Genomic DNA, 16,878 nt, shown 5'->3' on the forward strand with positions numbered 1-16,878 from the left:
GGACGGCATGAGTCCGCAGGCCACCGCCGTCACGGTGTATCACCGCATCGGCGACCGTGAAGCCTTTCTCCGCTGGAGCCGATGCCTTTTCGAGGCCGCAGCCCGCTGTCCCGGTTTCCGCGACAGCAGCGGCGATGACGGGGATTCGCCCGGCCTGGACTGGGCGACAGCGGTGAGTTTCGACTCCGAGGAAGCATTGCACCGCTGGCTCGACTCCGACGAGCGGCGCGCCGTGCTCTCGACGGCGACATCGTCCGGTTTCCCGCGGTGCTGCGCCGACATCGTCATCGTCGACGGCAGTGCCCCGCCGACCGGGGTGGGCCTGTTCCGGCACGCCGTCAGCCCCGAGCGGACGGCCGATTTCCTCGCCACGCAGCAGCAACTCGTCCGGCTCAGCGCGGCCTTCTCCGGGTTCGAGGGCGGCGCGGTGCTGGAGTCCGACGCTATTGCAGGACAATGGATCTCGATCCTCCGTTTCCGGACCGATCATCAGCTCCAGTCGTGGCTGAGCTCCGAACAACGGCGCAGCGCGCTGCCGGAGCTGCGCTCGCAACTCACCGAGGACTTCGCGGTCGTCACCCACAGCACACCGTTCGGCTCGATCCTGCGCGTCCAGGGCGGCACCACGACGGTGACGCCGAACTGGAAAACGGCCATGCTCGTCCTGATGGTCCTCTACCCCACGGTGATGACGCTGTCCCGATTCCTCGGGCCGGTGCTGACCGACCTGGGAACTCCTGAGTGGCTGGGGATGTGGTTGAGCCAGATCGTGAGCGTGGGCCTGATGACCTGGTTCCTGATGCCCGTGGTCACCGGATGGTTCCGCCGGTGGCTCGATCCCGTCGACGGAGCAAACCTGGCGGTCAGTGTCCGCGGGGCGACCATCGTCGCCGTGGTCTATGCCGCCACCCTCACGCTCTTCGCCTCGGTGACCTGGCTGCAATTCTGGGACTACCCGGGCTGAAAGATCCGCGCCGAGCCCGGTCCACCGGAGCTCTCGACGGAATAAGGTCAGTGCTCATACTTTCGGACCGACCTCGCGCAGGGAGCGGACACATGCCGGATCAGGTGGCCACGGTCGACGACTACCTTCGCCAGTTCCCCGACGATGTCCGGGCGATCCTGCAGGAACTGCGCCGGCGGCTCGGGGCGATCACCCCCGGTACCGGTGAGGCGATCAAATACAACATGCCCACGATCACCCTGAACGGTCACTCGCTCGTCCACTTTGCCGGCTGGAAACATCATGTCGCCCTGTATCCCGTGCCGGACGGTGATCCGCGGTTCGAGCGTGACATCGCCCCCTACCGATCGGGCAAGAGCACGGTGAAGTTCCCCTACAGCTCGCCGATGCCCTACGAACTGATCGATCGCCTGGTGACGCTGCTGCTCGCGGACTCGGCCGTACCCCCGGGATGAGGAACGCCGGAATCCGCACCCTATGTAGCTGGCGCAGCCGCGTTTCGTGACGCACAGTGGGGAAACGACTGACAGCAGAGATGATGGGTGCAGCACACCTGCCGTTCAGAAGGGCCCTGATGACCACGTCCGTGCGGGAACTGATGGGCCCTCCGGCGCCATCGGTGCACCGCGCGGAATCGGTGGTCACGGCCGCCCGCCGGTTGCGGGCCCACGCGGCGGTCGCGGTGCCGGTGTGCGGTGACAACGGCGAGTACGTGGGGATGCTGACCTCGAAGGACATCATCGACCGGTGCGTCGCCGACGGCCGGGATCCCCGGACGATGGCAGCGGGCGAGCTGATCACCGCCCCCGGTCCGACCGTTCACCCTGACGACGACGCCGGTTCCACCGTTCTCGATCTGATCCTCGGCCAGCCGGTCCCCATGCTGCCGGTGGTCAAGGACGGCTTGCTGGTCGGTCTGATCACCTTGGACGCCATCGCCGCGCATCTGGTCGACACCATCGTCGACGACGACGATCTCGAACTCGGGGATCGCGACTGGTGGCCACCGAACTGACGCTCGGCACGGCCACCGTCAGTGCTTGATGCGGGACAGCAGGTGGTCGACATCGGTCGGCCGGAACGGCAGCTTGCCGTCCTCGACGACCTGTGCGGCCAGGTCACGCAACTTGCGGTTGTTGTCCTGGCTCGCCCGGGTCAGCAGCTGGAACGCCTGCGTGGCGGCCAGCCGGTAGGTCGTCATGAGGATCCCGGTGGCGGTTCCGATGGTCCTGTTGCTGTCCAGCGCGGAGCGCAATTGGCCCGCCCTCGACAGGGCCCGCTCGACCTCCGCCTGACGGACGCGGTTGAGTTCGTAGGTGCTGCGGACCCGCGCCAGCAACTCGTTCGATGCGAACGGCTTGACGATGTAGTCGTCGGCGCCGGCGCTCAGGCCGTCGGTCGCGGCCTCCGGGCCGCCGCGCGCGGTCAACACGATGATCGGCAACCGCGCGGTCGCGGCGTCGGCCCGCAGCGCGGCCACCAGCTCGAGCCCGCTGCTGCCGGGCAGCATCACGTCGGTGACGACGAGGTCCGCTGCGACCGTTCCGCTCTCGCCGATCAGCGCAGTCGCCGACTCGGCGTCGCCGACCGCTGTCACCCGCCAGCCGTCGTTCGCGATCAGTCCGGTCAGGTAGCTGCGCAGGTCTTCGTCGTCCTCGATCAGCAGTAGGTGCGGCACCTCGGCCGGCGGATCGGCGACGACAGCGGCACTGCCCGGGCCGGCGGTCTCCCCCGCGGCGTCCCGCAGCTCGGCGGCCGACGAATCGGCATCATCGGCCCCGCGCATCGACGGTGCCGGTGACAGCTCGTCGATCGGGGCCCCCCGCGGCACGGTGACGGTGAACGTCGTGCCCTGTCCGGGTTTGCTGCTGACCTGCACGTGGCCCTCGTGGGCATGGACGAGGTCCGACACCAGCGCCAGCCCGATCCCCGCCCCGCCAAGGGCGCCGCCGGCAGGTGAGCGGTAGAAGCGGTCGAAGACCCTGCTCTGCTCATCGGGGGCGATGCCCATCCCGGTGTCCGCCACGGTCAGCACCACTGCGCTGTCGGTCGCCGTGATCCGTACGTGCACCCCGCCCGAGGCGGTGAATTTGACCGCGTTGGAGACCAGGTTCGTGACGATCGTCGACCACATGCCGACGTCGACCAGCGCCATCGTCGGTCCCGGCACCTCGACATCCAGGTGCAGACCGGCATGCTCGGTGGCGGAGCGGAACATGCTGGCCGTTTCCGTGGTCACCTTTGCCAGGTCGACCGACTGCCGTTGCGGCGCCAGCGATCCGGCCTCGGCCTGCGCGAAGTCCAGCAACGCGTCGACGATGCGGCGCAACCGCCGGGCGGCCCGCAACGCAGCCTCCACGTGCTCGCGCTGGCCCGAATCGAGCGCATCGACCGGGGTCAGCAGGTCCTGCAGCGGCGCGAGCAGGAGGGTCAGCGGCGTCCGCAACTCGTGGCTGACGTTCTGGAAGAACTCCATCTTGACCAGGTCCAGATCGGTGAGCAGCTGAACCTGACGGCGCTCGATCTCGTAGGCCTTGGCATCATGCAGCGCACTGCCGATCTGCAGGCCGATGAGAACCAGGAACGAGCGGAACTCCTCGTCGAGCGGGCGGTAGGGATTCACCCCGAGCACCATCACCCCGATCGGCCGGGTACCGAGCGCCACGGTCAACGGCAGGACCATCGCCTCGTCGGCGATCAGCGGGCCGATCGGCCCGGGCGAGATGGAGCCGTTCATCCGCCGCCGCAGGTCGGTGAGCAGCTCGGGGTGTCCGTTCTGCATGACCCGGGCGATCGTCTCGGCCTCGATGGAGCCGACGGGGACCACGGTCCCGTCCGACCAGCCGAGGTCGACCCCGTAGGAACCGACCAGCCGGGTTCGCTCCCCCTCCTCGTCGGCCAGCAGGATGGCGGCGAACGGGACACTCTGCCGCGTGCCGGCCAGCACGCCCAACAGAGCGCGGCAGGTATCGATCGTGCTGCCGGCCCGGGTCGCCGACACGGTGCCCAGGTTCTGCATCAGCCGCAGGCGCCGCTCGCTCAGCACCTGACGGGTGGTCTCGCTGACGATGTTGGTGAAGCCGACCGCCGTGCCGTGGTCGTCGAGCACCGGGTTGTAGGAGAACGTGAAGTAGCACTCCTCAGGGAAACCGTTGCGCTCGAGGATCAGCGGAAGGTCGTCGCGGGCGACCGGCTCTCTCCGCGACAGGACCTGCCGCATGAGCTCACCGATCACGTCCCACTGCTCGGGCCAGACCTCGGCACTGGGCATCCCCAGCGCGCGGGTGTGTTTCTCCGACCCGAGGGCAGGGATGAAGGCGTCGTTGTACAGCACCGCCAGTTGCTCGCCCCAGTGCAATGACATCGGGAACCCGGAGTTCAGGCACACCCGGACCATCAGCCGCAGATCAGGTGACCATTCCGCCACCGGGCCGAGCGCCGTACGGGACCAGTCGTGCGACCGGTATCGCGCCTTCATCTCGCCCGGACCCTCGAAGAGCGCCGGAACGTCAGCGTCCGTGGACGAGATAGCTTCACCACCCGGGGTCGCGGACCGGATCCGTTCCGGCATCAGCAGTTGATGCGATGTCACCATGCGCGACATCGACACCACATTGTGCAGGAGCGACGAACCCGACGCGCTTTTCGTCCGGCGCAAGAGGGCAACAGGCCCGGATGGCTCAGCCGGTCGAGCTGAACGTCACCACCACGGCACGGTTTCCCGGATCGGACGAGGGTTCCACCAGCGGCCGGGAGCTGCCGTAGCCGACGACCTCGGCGATGTTCTTCGCCGGCACGTCGAGCTCCCGGAGCAGCGCGGCCACCTCGGTCGCCCGCCTGGTCGACAGGTCCTTGGCGAACGCCTCGTCACCGCCCGGGGTGCCGGCGGTGTGCCCGGCAACGGTGATCCGGGTAGTCGCGTCGAGCGTTCCCACACACTCGTCGAGAGCCTTGAGCGTCGCGGCCTTGTCGATCAGGGCGGGCTCATCGGGTACGAAAAGCGCCGGCGACGGCAGGGTGCAGGTCCGCGTGGCGCCCTGCTGCTCCGAGTCGATCTTGTCGTTCGGGTCCGGGACGGGCACGGGCGGGATGGTCCCGGTTCCCGGGGTGGTGCCGGTCCCGTCGAAGAATGTCACCGAGGCCGCTCCGGCCGTGGTCGCGAGGCCTTCCCAGATCGCGCGCTGGTAGCCCACCTGGAGCTTCGACAACGCGTCCTGCTTGCCCGCCACCGGGGTCACCACGAACGTCACGTCGCGCCCGCTGAGATCGGGGATGGCCTTGGCCGCCTTGGCGGCCTTGATGGCGTTCGGAGGCGACTCGTCGAACGCCAACTGGTTGAAGTCCAGCGCGCCGTCGGTGTCCAGCAGCGGCGAGAACACCCACACCGGGCTGCCTTTCGGGGAATCGACGGCCTCGAGGCCGGCCAGCGCCGAACGGCCGGGCGACTTCGCCTGCACCTGGTTGATCTTGTCGGTGAGCTCGGTCGTGGCCGCGCCGGCGTCTCCTGTCAGGTCGACCGGTTCGGTGCTCGTCGTGCCGTCGCCGGCCACCGACACCCACTCGAGACCGGAGCCGGACTGCCCCAATTCGCCCCAGGCCTGGGCGATCGGCGCGGGAACGACGACGTTCATCTCGTCGGCGGATCCCGCGGTGCTCACCACACTGCCCGCCACCTTCACCGGCTCCGCCGGACCCTCCGCGGAGGAGGTCGTGCCGCCGGCCGAGGCGTCCGAGGACGAGTCGGAGGAGCAGGCGCCGAGCACCAACAACGCCGGCGCGAGACAGCCGACAGTCAGCCTGCGGAGGGCTCGGGGACCCGCGGCCCGGGTGTCGGAGGGTCGGTTGCGGCGGTATCGGAGCATGAACCAGGCTAAGACACGTGCCCCTGCGACAGCGAAACGCGCGGCGTGCCGATACCTGCGGTGCCCGATTCAGGTTGCCCTGTCCCGGAAATGCCCTATGGCGGACTCGGGGGTGCGTCAGCTGCGGCGGTCGCGGGTAAAGGAGAACTGGCCACGGTGGCCCGACTGTCGAGAGGCTGTCGAGAGGCTGTCGAGAGGGAGGTGTTGATGACTGCGGCGGGGACGATGATCACGGGCCGGTACCGGCTGGTCCAACAGCTCGCTGTCGGCGGCATGGGGTCGGTCTGGGAAGCGTGGGACGAGCTGCTGCAGCGACCGGTCGCCGTCAAGCAGCTGCTCACCCAGCCAGGCTCCTGCCCCGACGACACGGCCCGCCTGAGGGTGATCCGCGAGGCCAGGATCACCGCACGCCTGCACCATCCGCATGCCGTCACCCTGTATGACGTGGTCGAGCAGGACGGCCACCCGTGCCTGATCATGCAGTTCGTCCCGTCGAAGAGTCTGAGCACCGTGCTGCGCGAGACCGGCACGCTGGACATCGGTGTGGTGACCAGGATCGGGGCGGATCTCGCGTCGGCACTCACCGCCGCGCACCGGGTGGGGATCGTCCATCGGGACGTGAAGCCCGGCAACGTGCTCATCAGCGAGGACGGCAGCGCCAAGCTGACCGACTTCGGGATCTCCCATGCGGTCGGCGACGTCAGTCTCACCTCGACGGGCATCGTCACCGGGACACCTGCCTACCTGGCACCCGAGGTCGCGCGCGGTGAGCCGTCCGGTTTTCCCGCCGACGTCTTCTCGCTGGCCGCCACGATGTACGCGGCGCTGGAGGGGTTTCCGCCGTTCGGGTCCGATCCCAACCCGATGGCGCTGCTGCACAGGGTGGCGTCCGGGCGGATGCTGCCGCCCCAGCAGAGTGGGCCGCTCACCCCGCTGCTGCTGCGGATGCTGTCGACCCAACCGACCGATCGGCCGTCGATGGCCGAGGTTCTCGCCTCGCTGACCAGCTCCGCCGCGGCCGGCCAGGGCGGTTCCGCGCCCGCGGACCGTCAGAGTGCCGAACAGGCCACATTCCGCCGAACGGTTGCCGAGCGCGCACCTGAGCGACCGCCGCCTCCGGCCACCCCGACCCTGGGGCTGCCGGCCGTCGCCGCGAGCACAACCGAGCCCGAGGCACAGCGCCGCCGGCCGTGCCGCGGCGAGCACAACCGATCCCGAGGCACAGCGCCGCCGGCCGGTCGCCGCGGCGAGCACAACCGACTCCGAGGCACAGCGCCGCCGGCCGGTCACCGCCGCGATCGCGACGGTGATCGCACTGGTGTTGGTTGCCTCCATCGTGATCGGCGTGCGAGCGCTGCAGTCCGGCGACGACGAGGTGGCCGGAACCGACCCGGGCGGCGCGACCGGGCCGTCGACGTCCGCGGCGGCCTCGGCGTCTTCCTCGTCACCCGGCACTCCGTCCTCGGCGCAGGCCGCGGCGAGCGCCGCACCTGCGCCCGCGGTCGACAGCACTCCGCCCGCGACGAGCGCCGCTGAAACAGCCTCGGCCACAACCACATCCGACGAAGCCACGACCGCGGATTCGAGGACTGCGGAATCGAGGACTGCGGAATCAAGGACGACCGCGCCTACCTCGACGAGCCGGACCTCGGCGGCGGAGCGGCCGGCGCCGGCCCCCGCCGACAGTGCACCGACGGCCGCACAACTCGCGGCCGCGATCGCCGACTATTACGCGATCATGCCCGGTGATACCGACGCCGGTTGGGAGCGGCTGACTCCCACGTTCCAGAACGGGATCGCCCAGGACCGCGAGTACTACCAGTCCTTCTGGGACGGTGTCTCCCGGGTGACCGCCACCGACATCAGCGGCACGCCACCGAACTCCGCCGAGGCCACCATCACCTACTACTTCACCGACGGCCGGGTGTCGACCGAACGAACCGCCTACGTCGTCGTCCGGGACGGCGATTCGCTCAAGATCGACGATTCGACGGTGCTGACCGGCAATTCGTCGTAGGTCCCCGAGGTGTCGGGTCCGGCGTTGTAGGCGATGGCGTCGACCACGAACTCGAGATAGGCGAATTCTCCTTCCGGTTCCGGAGCGTGCCATCGGGCTTCGCCTCGTGTGCCGAGCGTCCGGGTTCCCAGCCGCCGGTAGTCCCCGATCGGCGTCGACCAGCGTTGCCGGACAAAGCTCTTGCCGTCGGGTGCCGCCCGGAGGCGGTCGTCGGACACGAAATCGACCAGACGGCCGTCGGTGTCGAACGTCAGTTCCGCCGCGACCGTGTGTGCGCCGTTGGTGAATTCGCCGCGTACCCGGCACCGGTCGATCGGCTGCCAGCGCACGGGGGCGTCGACCAGGGCGGCCGGCGACAGGACGCAGAGGTCGTTGAACATCGTGACCGTTTCCGCCCGGTCCATTTCGGTGCCGCTCGCGTCGACCATCCGCAGCAGCGAGCACAGCTTCACCTGCATGGTGGCGTGCGGTCCGGTGAACGCGTGCAGCACGTCGACCGGCAACCCGAACATGGTGGCGTCCATCAGCAGTACCCGGCCCGGCACCGACCCGTAGGTGTTCACCTGCTCACCGGTGAAGCTCATCCACGGCTTGTCGGGGCCGCCCCTGATGCGGCCGTGGATCCGCGCCCGGAAGTTACCCACCCGCGGTTGTCCCACGGCGCCGCTCAGCCGGATATGGGCGGCGATCGGATCCGGCAGCGCGGCCAGGTCGGCGTCGGTCACCGTTCCGTCGATGCCCGGACGTGCCAGCGCTGCCGCGCGGAGGCGGCGGTATTTCGCGCGGTACCCGACCGGCCCTTCACAGGCGAATCCATAGATGACGCCCATCAGCAGCAGGAGATTCGCGCCGAGCCCTGCCTTCGCATCCACCCAGCTGGAGGTGACCAGCACCTGGGACGGGATCAGCGCGACCGCACCGAGGATCCACCACCAGCGGGTGCCCATCAGCAGCGCGACGCCGGTGGCGATCAGGAGGACGGATGCGACCAACCAGGCCGCGGCAGCCGCCACGGAGGGGGTCGCCGTGAGCGTCTCGACCTGCGCCCACCCGAAACCCTTGACCGCGCCCAGCAGATGGATCAGACCATGAAGAATGACGACAACAGCAAAGATCCAACGAACTGCGGTTCTCATGATCTACTCCGGCATTCACCCGACGCGCGGTGCTTTCCCACCACCCGTCAGCGTGCGCCGGACTCCCCCCGGCGGGTACTGCCGAAGGTCCCGAAGGTACGGCGATCCCGGCCACTCGCGCCTTCGCGCAGGCGTCAGCCGGCGGTCGCCGGGTGCCGTGCTGTGGAGCTCTCCCGCACCATCAGCTGGAACGGCGCGATGATCTCCCTGGCCGGCAGCGGACCCTGCGCGTTCAGCCGCTTCGCCAACGCCGCCACCGCCAGCTGGGCGAGTTGTTGCTTGTCGGGCGCGATGGAGGTCAACGTCGGCACCGAGAACGAGCTCTGCTCGTCATCGTCGAACCCGACCACGGCCACGTCGTCCGGGATCGTCACGCCGAGGTCCGCCAGCGCCCGCATCGCCCCATGTGCCAGCAGGTCGTTCAGGCAGAACAGCGCATCCGGCCGGTGACCGGCGCGGAACATCGCGCGCACTGCCTCCGCCCCGTCACGGCGGTGGAACTCCCCGACCTCGCCGATGAGCGACTCATCGACCTTCACGCCGGCACCGGCCATCGCCGCCCGGAAACCGCGAAGCCTGAGCTGAGGGGTCGCCCGACGTCGATCCTGCTGGTTCCCGATCACCCCGATCCGCCGGCGTCCGGACGTCAGCAGGTGATCGGTGGCCAGCCGGGAGGCCGCCTCGTTGTCGATGGCGACGTGATCGGCGCCGGCCGCCGGGGTGACCCGCTCACCGAGCAACACCAGCGGCACGTTGTGGTCGCGCTGCTTCAGCGCCTCGTCATCCAGTGCGAGCGGGCTCAGGATGACCCCGTCGAGCAGCCGCGGACGGTTGGTGCCCACGACGAAGGCCTCGCGGTCCGGGTCGCCCGCCGTCTGGTCGACCAGCACCGTCCATCCCTCGACCTCGGCGGCCGTCACCACCCAGCGCGCCAGTTCGGCGAAGTACGGTTCGTCCAGCCGTGGCACCACCATCGCGATCAGCCCGGTCCGGCCGGTGCGCAGGCTCCGGGCATGCAGATTGGGCCGGTAGTTCAGTTCCTTGAGCACCGATTCCACTCGCGCCCGCATGGCGGGCGTCACCCCCGGGTACCCGTTGACCACGTTCGACACGGTCTTCACCGACACCCCGGCCGCCTGCGCGACGTCCTTCAACCGAGATTCCGCCACGGGTCCTCCGCATCGACACAATCGGGCGAACAGGCCGATTTACCCCTCAGTCTTCCGCACTGGGCCGTTTCGTGGACCACCCCACCGGCCAACCAGCAGGCTCATTGAACCGGACGGGGTTGCGGGTCCGGATTCGGGCCGTCGACAGCGGGTTTGCCGGCTGTCCACTGCACCGGATCGAGCCACAGCTGACGGCCGGGAGTGACGAATCCGACCGCGTTCGGCGGCCACGCGTGATAGATGATCCACGTCTGGTCGTCGCGCTGGAACACATAGCCGTGACCCGGGCCGGCCGCCGCCGCATTGGACTGCAGCAGCGGCTCCGGGGCCGCCACGCACGGCCCGAGCGGCCCTTCGCAGGATGCGTAACCCTGCGCGTACTGGTCGGTGTTGTACGCATTCGCCGCGTAGAAGAGAACATGATCCGTGCCGTTGACGATCATCTGCGGCGCCTCGACAAGGTCGCCTTCCCATGCCTGCGTATTGCTCAGCAGAGCCACCGGCCGCCCGACCAGCGCCGCGGCGTCCGCGTCCAGTTCCTGGCCCCAGATATCGACCGGCTCGCCGCAGCAATTCCCGTCGTTCTTCCAGTACAGATAGAGCGAGTCGTCCTGCGTCCGAATCGGGTTGGGGTCGATGGACCCGCCGAGTTCCGCCTGACACACGAACGGACCATCGGCGTCGTCGACGAATGGCCCGGCCGGCTCCTTGGCGACCGCCCGGCCGATGCATTGCCGGCCCGAGGTCTCATCGGCGGCCGTGTAGAACATCACGAACCCGTCGCCCACCTCGATGACCTCCGGCGCCCAGGTCTTGCCCGGCAACGCCCAACCACCCAACTGCGGCAGCGCGTCCTCCCCCGGCTCCCACGACACCAGGTCGGACGAGGTCATCGTCTGGATGTTCCGGCCCTCACCCTCGGTCGCATAGAGATAGAACGTTCCATCCGACTCGAGCAGGGCGGGATCCGGGAAGTTGGTGTCGACCACGGGGTTGACGAACTCGTCCCCGCCCACGGATTGTGCTGCGGCACTGCGACTTTCATCGGAGCCAGAGGACGACGGCGACGCGGACGGTGTCGATGGGGAGCCGCCGTCAGCACCCGCGCAGCCGGCGATGACCGCGCACGAGAGCAGCACTCCGGCCAGCCGCGTTGCCGCACCCGGCCGGAGCATCCGCCGTCGGGACTTCACTTGATGCCGCTGCGGGAGACACCTTCGATAACGAATCGCTGACTGATCAGGAACAGGATCAGCACCGGAAGGCTGGCAATGACGCCACCGGCCATGATGATCGAATAATCGGTCGTGTAGGCGCTTTGAAGCGTTGACAGGCCTGGCTGGATGGTCAGCCGTTCCGGGCTGAACAACACGTACAACGGCCACAGGAAGTCGTTCCAGTTCGCCAGGAAGGTGAGCAGCGCCAGCGTGGCGAGTGCCGGCTTCGACAACGGGATGATGACCGTCAGGAAAGTGCGCCATTTCCCCGCACCGTCGATCATTGCTGCCTCTTCCAACTCCACAGGCAGCGCCAAGAAGAACTGCCTGAGGAAGAAGACGCCGAATGCGCCCGCGGCACCCGGAACGATCACCGCGGTCAGCGAGTCCAACCAGCCGAGCTGGGACACCAGGACGTAATTGGGCACCAGCAGCGAGATGGGTGGAACGAACAGCGTTGCCAGGACGAGAGCGGTCAGCAGTTTCTTCCCCGGGAATGCGAGACGCGCCAAGGCGTATGCGGCCATGGATGCGACCACCACCACCAGGACTGTCTGCGCTGTCGCCGCGATCAGCGAGTTCAGAAACCACTGGAGGACCGGCGTTTGCGGGGCGCCGAGAATGGTGCTGAAGTTCTCCGTGGACGGATCGCGCGGAAACACGCTGAGATTGGGGTCGACAACCTCTGAGCTCGGCTTGAAAGCCGTGCTGACCATGAACAGCAGTGGAGCCAGGAAGAACAGCGCAACTAGGCCCAGCAGCAGGATTCGCCAGATCACCTTCGCGGAGAGGCCCCTGCGGCGCGGTGCGGATTTCGGGGCGACCGGCGGTGCGCTCGGGGTGGCTGTGCTCATGATTTCTTCACCTTGCGCTCCCGCATGAATGTCAACAGCAACAGGCTGATGCCGAGCAGCGCGACTGTGAGCACGGTGCTCATCGCCGATGCGCTGCCCATGTTGAATTGTCGGAGTCCCTCTTCGCCGATGAGCATGATGATCGTTCGTGTCTCACGACCGGGTTGGCCCTGGGTGATCAGGTAGGGCTGCCCGAAGACATTGGCAGACGCCAGGATCGTGATGGTCAGGACGAACACCATCACCGGGCGCAGGCCGGGGAGGGTGACGTTCCGGAACTGCTGCCAGGCGGTTGCGCGGTCAAGGGACGCCGCCTCGTACAGCTCCTTCGGTATGTCCTGCAGGCCCGCCAGGAAGATGACCATGTTGTAGCCGGCGGTCCACCAGATGGTGGGCACGACCAGCGCGATCCACACATACGGAGTCGCTGTGGTGAACGGAATCCGGTCGAGGCCGAGCGCGTCGAGGTAATAGTTGACAACGCCGACATTCGGATCCAGCAGGTAGCGCCACAGCAGGCCGATGACGGCAACACCGAGCACGTAAGGAGCGAAGAACAGCGCCCGCAGGGCGTTGCGGCCCCTGAACTTCTTGTTCAGCGCGATCGCGAGCGCCAAAGGAATCACGATCAACAACGGCACGGACAACACGATGAAGATGCCCGTAGCGAGCATTGCCTGCCAGAAACGCTCCGAGTTGACAGTGCCCGAAGTGAACAGGTCGGTGTAGTTGCGCAGTCCGACGAACGGTTTCCCGGGCAGCAGGAAATCCCATTCGTGCAGGCTGATCCACAACCCGTAGACGATCGGGTACAGCACGAACGCACCGAACAGGATCAGGTACGGGAGGATGAAGATCAGGCTGGTGCCCAGTCCTGTACGTTGCGCCGGGCTGGGCGCGCCGATTTTGCTTCTCCTGATTTCGCCCGGCCGCGCCGGAGCCTCGGCGGTGGTGACCATCTCAGGAGCCGTACTTCGCGCGGTTGTCCTCGAGCATCTGGTTAGCCTTCGACGCCGCGGAGTCCAGTGCCTCCTTCGGTTGTGCCTTACCCAGCATCACCTGGTTCACCGCCAGCTCGTAGGTCGGCGCGGTGACGTCACCGATCCCGGGAACGGTGGGCGGGAAGACCGCGTTCGGCAGTTGCTGGGCGAGTGTGTTCTGCACCTCGAGCTCGGTGAATTCGGGTGATTCGCGAACGCTGTTGCGGGCCGGCACCTGGCCCGACTTGGCCCACTCGATGGACTTCTCGGAGATGAAGGCGATGAACAGCCGCGCGGCCTCGAGCTTGTTGGGATCCTTCGCTGCCTGGCTGGTGACCGTCAGGTTGTGCGAGCTTGCCCAGACGGCCGGCTTGTCCCCGATCGTCGGCAACGGTGCGGCCGCCCACTCGAGACCGTTGACCTTGTCCCACTCGTTCATCATCCAGATGCCGTTCCACGTCAGGGAGTTCCGCTGCTGCCGGAACGCCTGGGCCTCCGCATCGCTGGCGACGTTGGCCGGGCTGGCACCTGACTTGACCAAGGATGTCATCCAGTTCAGTGATTCCACCCCGGCGTCAGAGTTGAACGTGGCCGTTGTCCCCTCGGGGTTGTAGATGCTGCCGCCGAACTGGCTGGTCAATGAGACGAAGATCAGGTGCGCCGGAAAGGTCGCGCTCATCCAGAACGGCTGCGGTACGCCGCCCTTGCTCTTCAAGGCGTCGACCGCAGCGTTCACAGACGCTTCGTCGGTGGGCATCTCATTGATGCCCGCCTTCTTCAACTGGCCCATGTTGGCGTATTCGCCCAGTGGATGCACGTCGAGCGGGATGCCGTAGCGCTTGTCCTTATAAATACCCGCGGTCCACACCGTCTGGTCGAAGTCGTCCTCGGTGTATTCCAACGCGGACGCGACCTCGTCCAATGGGATGATGACGTTGCGGGCCGCGTTCGTCGCCAATTGGTCGATGTGCATGGCAGCCAGGTCCGGCCCGGCGCCCGCGGAAACCGCGTTCGGCACCTTCGAATAGAAATCGGTCCACTGCAAGGTGTTCATCTCCACCTTGATGTTGGGATTCTCCGAATTGAACTGCTCGACCAGCTTCTTCATGAAGGGACCGTCACCCCCGGTGAAGCCGTTCCAGAAGCCCAGGGTGACCGGCGGGCCATCGTAGACCGTTGCGGTTCCGAATGCGCCGCTGGTGACTCCACCACCGGCGCCGGGTGGAGCGCTGGTGCCACCGCAGGCGACCAGGGCGGCGTAGGCGCCGGCCGCGCCGACCGTGCCGAAGAAGGTCCGGCGTGACAACGTGCGGGAGGTGAGTGGTGACGCTGGCATGTGGAGCCTCCATGGATCCGGTGCGGGTGGCGCGGTGGGTGGTGCGGCGGGTAGCGCGGTGGTCAAACTCGAAGGTCAGTGGCGCGACGTTCGACAGTTGTCGACGGACTGCGGGTCGACGGAGTGCGAGTAACCCCTGGTGAACCTCTTGAATCGCAGGTCGACGCAATCGTTACGAGCCACCCTGAGCAGCAGGAACGCCGCACGATTCATCAAGTTTCTCCGCTGCCGTAGGACGGTTGCTACGAACGACTAGGGAGTGTATACATCGTTGGAACAACGTTGTAAAGCCTTCGCCGCCCCATGCAGGAAGCGCCGTGGCAGCCCGCTCCCATGCGGTCGGGCGCGCGCCGGCGACTCGGTCAGGACGGTGTCCATGACGACGAGAGGCGCTCGTGCACTCCACCGAAGACGGTTATGACAGTTCCTATCCCCGACCACAGCTGGTTCGCGAGGAGTGGGTCGACCTCTGCGGCGAGTGGGAGTTCCGCTACGACGACGACGACGTCGGCCTGACCGAACACTGGCCCAGCGGAAGCCAACCGTTCGACCGGGTGATCGTCGTACCGTTCCCTCCTGAGTCGGCGCTGTCCGGGATCGGGGACACCACCCACCACCCCGTCGTCTGGTACCGCAGAACCTTCACCGCCCCTACCGGCGAGCGGACGCTGCTGCACTTCGGAGCGGTGGACTACCGCGCATCGGTGTGGGTTGACGGCGCACTCGCCGTCACCCATGAGGGCGGCCACACGCCTTTCTCCGCGGACATCACCGACGTCCTGCGGCAGCGCCGCGGGACCGGCACGGCGGACGCGCGCGAGGCCGCCCTGCACACCGTCGTCGTCCGGGCGGAGGATCGCCCGACCGACGCGACACAGCCCCGGGGCAAACAGGACTGGCGCGTCGAGCCACACAGCATCTGGTACCACCGCACCACCGGGATCTGGCAGCCTGTCTGGCTGGAACCGGTGCCCGATCTGCACCTCGCCGATCTGGCATGGACGCCCGATCCGGCGACCGGCATGGTGCGGCTCGATGTCGAGCTCAACAGGTACCCGGTCAGGGCCGCCTCGGTGCAGGTCACGCTGTCGCTGAACGGGGAGGTGCTGGCCGAGCAGAGCTGGCGGGTCGCGGGTGACCGCGCAGCGCTCGACATCGGCGTCCCGGCGCTGCTCCAGGGGCAGGACCGGCAACGCCTGCTGTGGACACCCGAACAACCGAACCTCGTTCAAGCCGTCGTCACGGTCGTTGACGCGGACCGCTCGGCCGCGGACACCGTGCAGAGCTACCTCGGTCTGCGATCCGCAGGAGTCCAGATGGGCCATTTCCTGCTGAACGGCGAGCCGTATTTCCCGCGCATGGTCCTGAGCCAGGGCTACTGGCCGGAATCGCACCTCGCCGCACCCGGCGACGACGCACTGCGGCGGGAAGTGGAGCTGATCAAGGACTTCGGCTTCAACGGCGTCCGGGTCCACCAGAAGCTGGAGGACCCGCGTTTCCTGTACTGGTGCGACGTGCTCGGCCTGCTCGTGTGGGGCGAGATGGCCAACGCCTACGAGTTCGGGACAGTCGCGGTGCAGCGCCTGGTGCAGGAGTGGACGGAAGCGGTCCGACGCGACCGCAGCCATCCTTGCGTGGTGACCTGGGTGCCGCTGAACGAGAGCTGGGGGGTGCAGGACATCGGGGTCGACGCGCGGCAGCAGCACTACGCGACCGCGCTCTACCACCTCACCCACGCCCTGGACGGCAGCCGGCCGGTCATCTCCAACGACGGGTGGCAGCACACCGAGAGCGACATCCTGTCGATCCACGACTACGCCGCGACCGGTGACGAACTCGCCGAGCGGTACGGCACGGCCGCTGCGGTCGATGGTGAGTTGCGCAGCATGGGCGCGACCCGTCGCCGGCTCCTGCTGGGCGAGGTCGTGCGTGGCGACCGACCCGTCATGATCACCGAGTTCGGCGGCCTCAGCTACGTGCCCGACGAGGGTGAGAAGTGGTTCGGCTACGCCGCTGTCGCCGATCAACCGGAACTCGTCAGCCGGCTCGCCGGGATGATCGGCGCCCTGCTGGACAGTTCCGAGGTTGCGGGCTTCTGCTACACCCAGCTCGCTGACACCGAGCAGGAATCGAACGGGCTGCTCACCGCCGACCGGCGACCCAAACTCGACCCGGCCGTCCTTCGCCGGGTGATCGCCGCACCGGCGAAGAGCCTGCCGGCTGAGCGCGTCGACCTGGAGCGGGCGATGGCCGAGTCGCAGGGTCGCTACGACGCCGCCATTGTGGGGGTCAACGGCAGCCGGGACGGCGTCGTCGACACCACAAGAAACTGAAACTGTGAGG

Annotated in this window: 14 protein-coding genes; 6 read left to right on the forward strand and 8 right to left on the reverse strand. The window is 67.7% G+C overall.

Annotation, left to right across the window (positions count from 1 at the left end):
- Positions 1–7 precede the first annotated feature (7 nt).
- The 3 genes from ACVBEQ_RS15075 (at position 8) to ACVBEQ_RS15085 (ending at position 1,979) form a co-directional block, all read left to right on the forward strand.
- Positions 8–964: an antibiotic biosynthesis monooxygenase gene (locus ACVBEQ_RS15075; protein WP_447154125.1), complete on the forward strand. Its 957-nt coding sequence runs from the start codon at positions 8–10 to the stop codon at positions 962–964.
- 92 nt (positions 965–1,056) lie between these two features.
- Positions 1,057–1,419: an iron chaperone gene (locus tag ACVBEQ_RS15080; protein WP_447154126.1), complete on the forward strand. Its 363-nt coding sequence runs from the start codon at positions 1,057–1,059 to the stop codon at positions 1,417–1,419.
- 119 nt (positions 1,420–1,538) lie between these two features.
- Positions 1,539–1,979, forward strand: a complete 441-nt coding sequence (locus tag ACVBEQ_RS15085; protein ID WP_447154127.1) for a CBS domain-containing protein — start codon at positions 1,539–1,541, stop codon at positions 1,977–1,979.
- 18 nt (positions 1,980–1,997) lie between these two features.
- Here ACVBEQ_RS15085 and ACVBEQ_RS15090 read toward each other — a convergent pair whose 3' ends face one another.
- Both ACVBEQ_RS15090 and ACVBEQ_RS15095 read right to left on the reverse strand, forming a co-directional pair.
- Positions 1,998–4,559 (reverse strand): ATP-binding protein, encoded by a 2,562-nt coding sequence (locus ACVBEQ_RS15090; RefSeq protein WP_447154128.1) that lies wholly within the window; start codon positions 4,557–4,559, stop codon positions 1,998–2,000.
- A gap of 85 nt (positions 4,560–4,644) precedes the next feature.
- Positions 4,645–5,826 carry an OmpA family protein gene (locus tag ACVBEQ_RS15095; RefSeq protein ID WP_447154129.1) on the reverse strand — a complete coding sequence of 394 codons (1,182 nt, stop codon included), beginning with the start codon at positions 5,824–5,826 and terminating at the stop codon, positions 4,645–4,647.
- A 207-nt stretch (positions 5,827–6,033) separates the two neighbouring features.
- On the opposite strand from ACVBEQ_RS15095, the gene ACVBEQ_RS15100 reads away from it, so the two are divergent.
- Together ACVBEQ_RS15100 and ACVBEQ_RS15105 are read left to right on the forward strand one after the other, a co-directional pair.
- Positions 6,034–7,362 (forward strand): serine/threonine-protein kinase, encoded by a 1,329-nt coding sequence (locus ACVBEQ_RS15100; RefSeq protein WP_447154130.1) that lies wholly within the window; start codon positions 6,034–6,036, stop codon positions 7,360–7,362.
- A 202-nt stretch (positions 7,363–7,564) separates the two neighbouring features.
- On the forward strand, positions 7,565–7,843 hold the full coding sequence (locus ACVBEQ_RS15105) for a hypothetical protein (protein ID WP_447154131.1): 279 nt from the start codon (positions 7,565–7,567) through the stop codon (positions 7,841–7,843).
- On the opposite strand, the gene ACVBEQ_RS15110 is transcribed toward ACVBEQ_RS15105, so the two are convergent.
- From ACVBEQ_RS15110 to ACVBEQ_RS15135, 6 genes are all read right to left on the reverse strand, one after another.
- Complete coding sequence (locus ACVBEQ_RS15110; protein ID WP_447154132.1) at positions 7,771–8,979, reverse strand: DUF6544 family protein; 1,209 nt, start codon at positions 8,977–8,979, stop codon at positions 7,771–7,773. The genes ACVBEQ_RS15105 and ACVBEQ_RS15110 overlap by 73 nt on opposite strands.
- A 134-nt stretch (positions 8,980–9,113) precedes the next feature.
- Entirely contained in the window at positions 9,114–10,148 is a 1,035-nt protein-coding gene (locus ACVBEQ_RS15115) for a LacI family DNA-binding transcriptional regulator (protein ID WP_447154133.1), read from the reverse strand.
- Between the two features lie 101 nt (positions 10,149–10,249).
- The gene (locus ACVBEQ_RS15120; protein WP_447154134.1) at positions 10,250–11,164 is read right to left on the reverse strand and encodes a glycoside hydrolase family 43 protein; all 915 of its coding nucleotides are present in this window, start codon (positions 11,162–11,164) and stop codon (positions 10,250–10,252) included.
- Positions 11,165–11,337: 173 nt separating this feature from the next.
- Entirely contained in the window at positions 11,338–12,219 is an 882-nt protein-coding gene (locus tag ACVBEQ_RS15125; protein ID WP_447154135.1) for a carbohydrate ABC transporter permease, read from the reverse strand.
- Entirely contained in the window at positions 12,216–13,178 is a 963-nt protein-coding gene (locus ACVBEQ_RS15130) for a carbohydrate ABC transporter permease (RefSeq protein ID WP_447154136.1), read from the reverse strand. Before ACVBEQ_RS15130 ends, ACVBEQ_RS15125 begins: the two co-directional genes overlap by 4 nt.
- A gap of 1 nt (position 13,179) precedes the next feature.
- Positions 13,180–14,535 (reverse strand): ABC transporter substrate-binding protein, encoded by a 1,356-nt coding sequence (locus ACVBEQ_RS15135; protein ID WP_447154137.1) that lies wholly within the window; start codon positions 14,533–14,535, stop codon positions 13,180–13,182.
- A 395-nt stretch (positions 14,536–14,930) separates the two neighbouring features.
- On the opposite strand from ACVBEQ_RS15135, the gene ACVBEQ_RS15140 reads away from it, so the two are divergent.
- Positions 14,931–16,868, forward strand: coding sequence for a glycoside hydrolase family 2 protein (locus tag ACVBEQ_RS15140; protein WP_447154138.1), 1,938 nt, complete (start codon positions 14,931–14,933; stop codon positions 16,866–16,868).
- Positions 16,869–16,878: the final 10 nt, after the last annotated feature.

It is taken from the genome of Nakamurella sp. GG22, assembly GCF_052976845.2.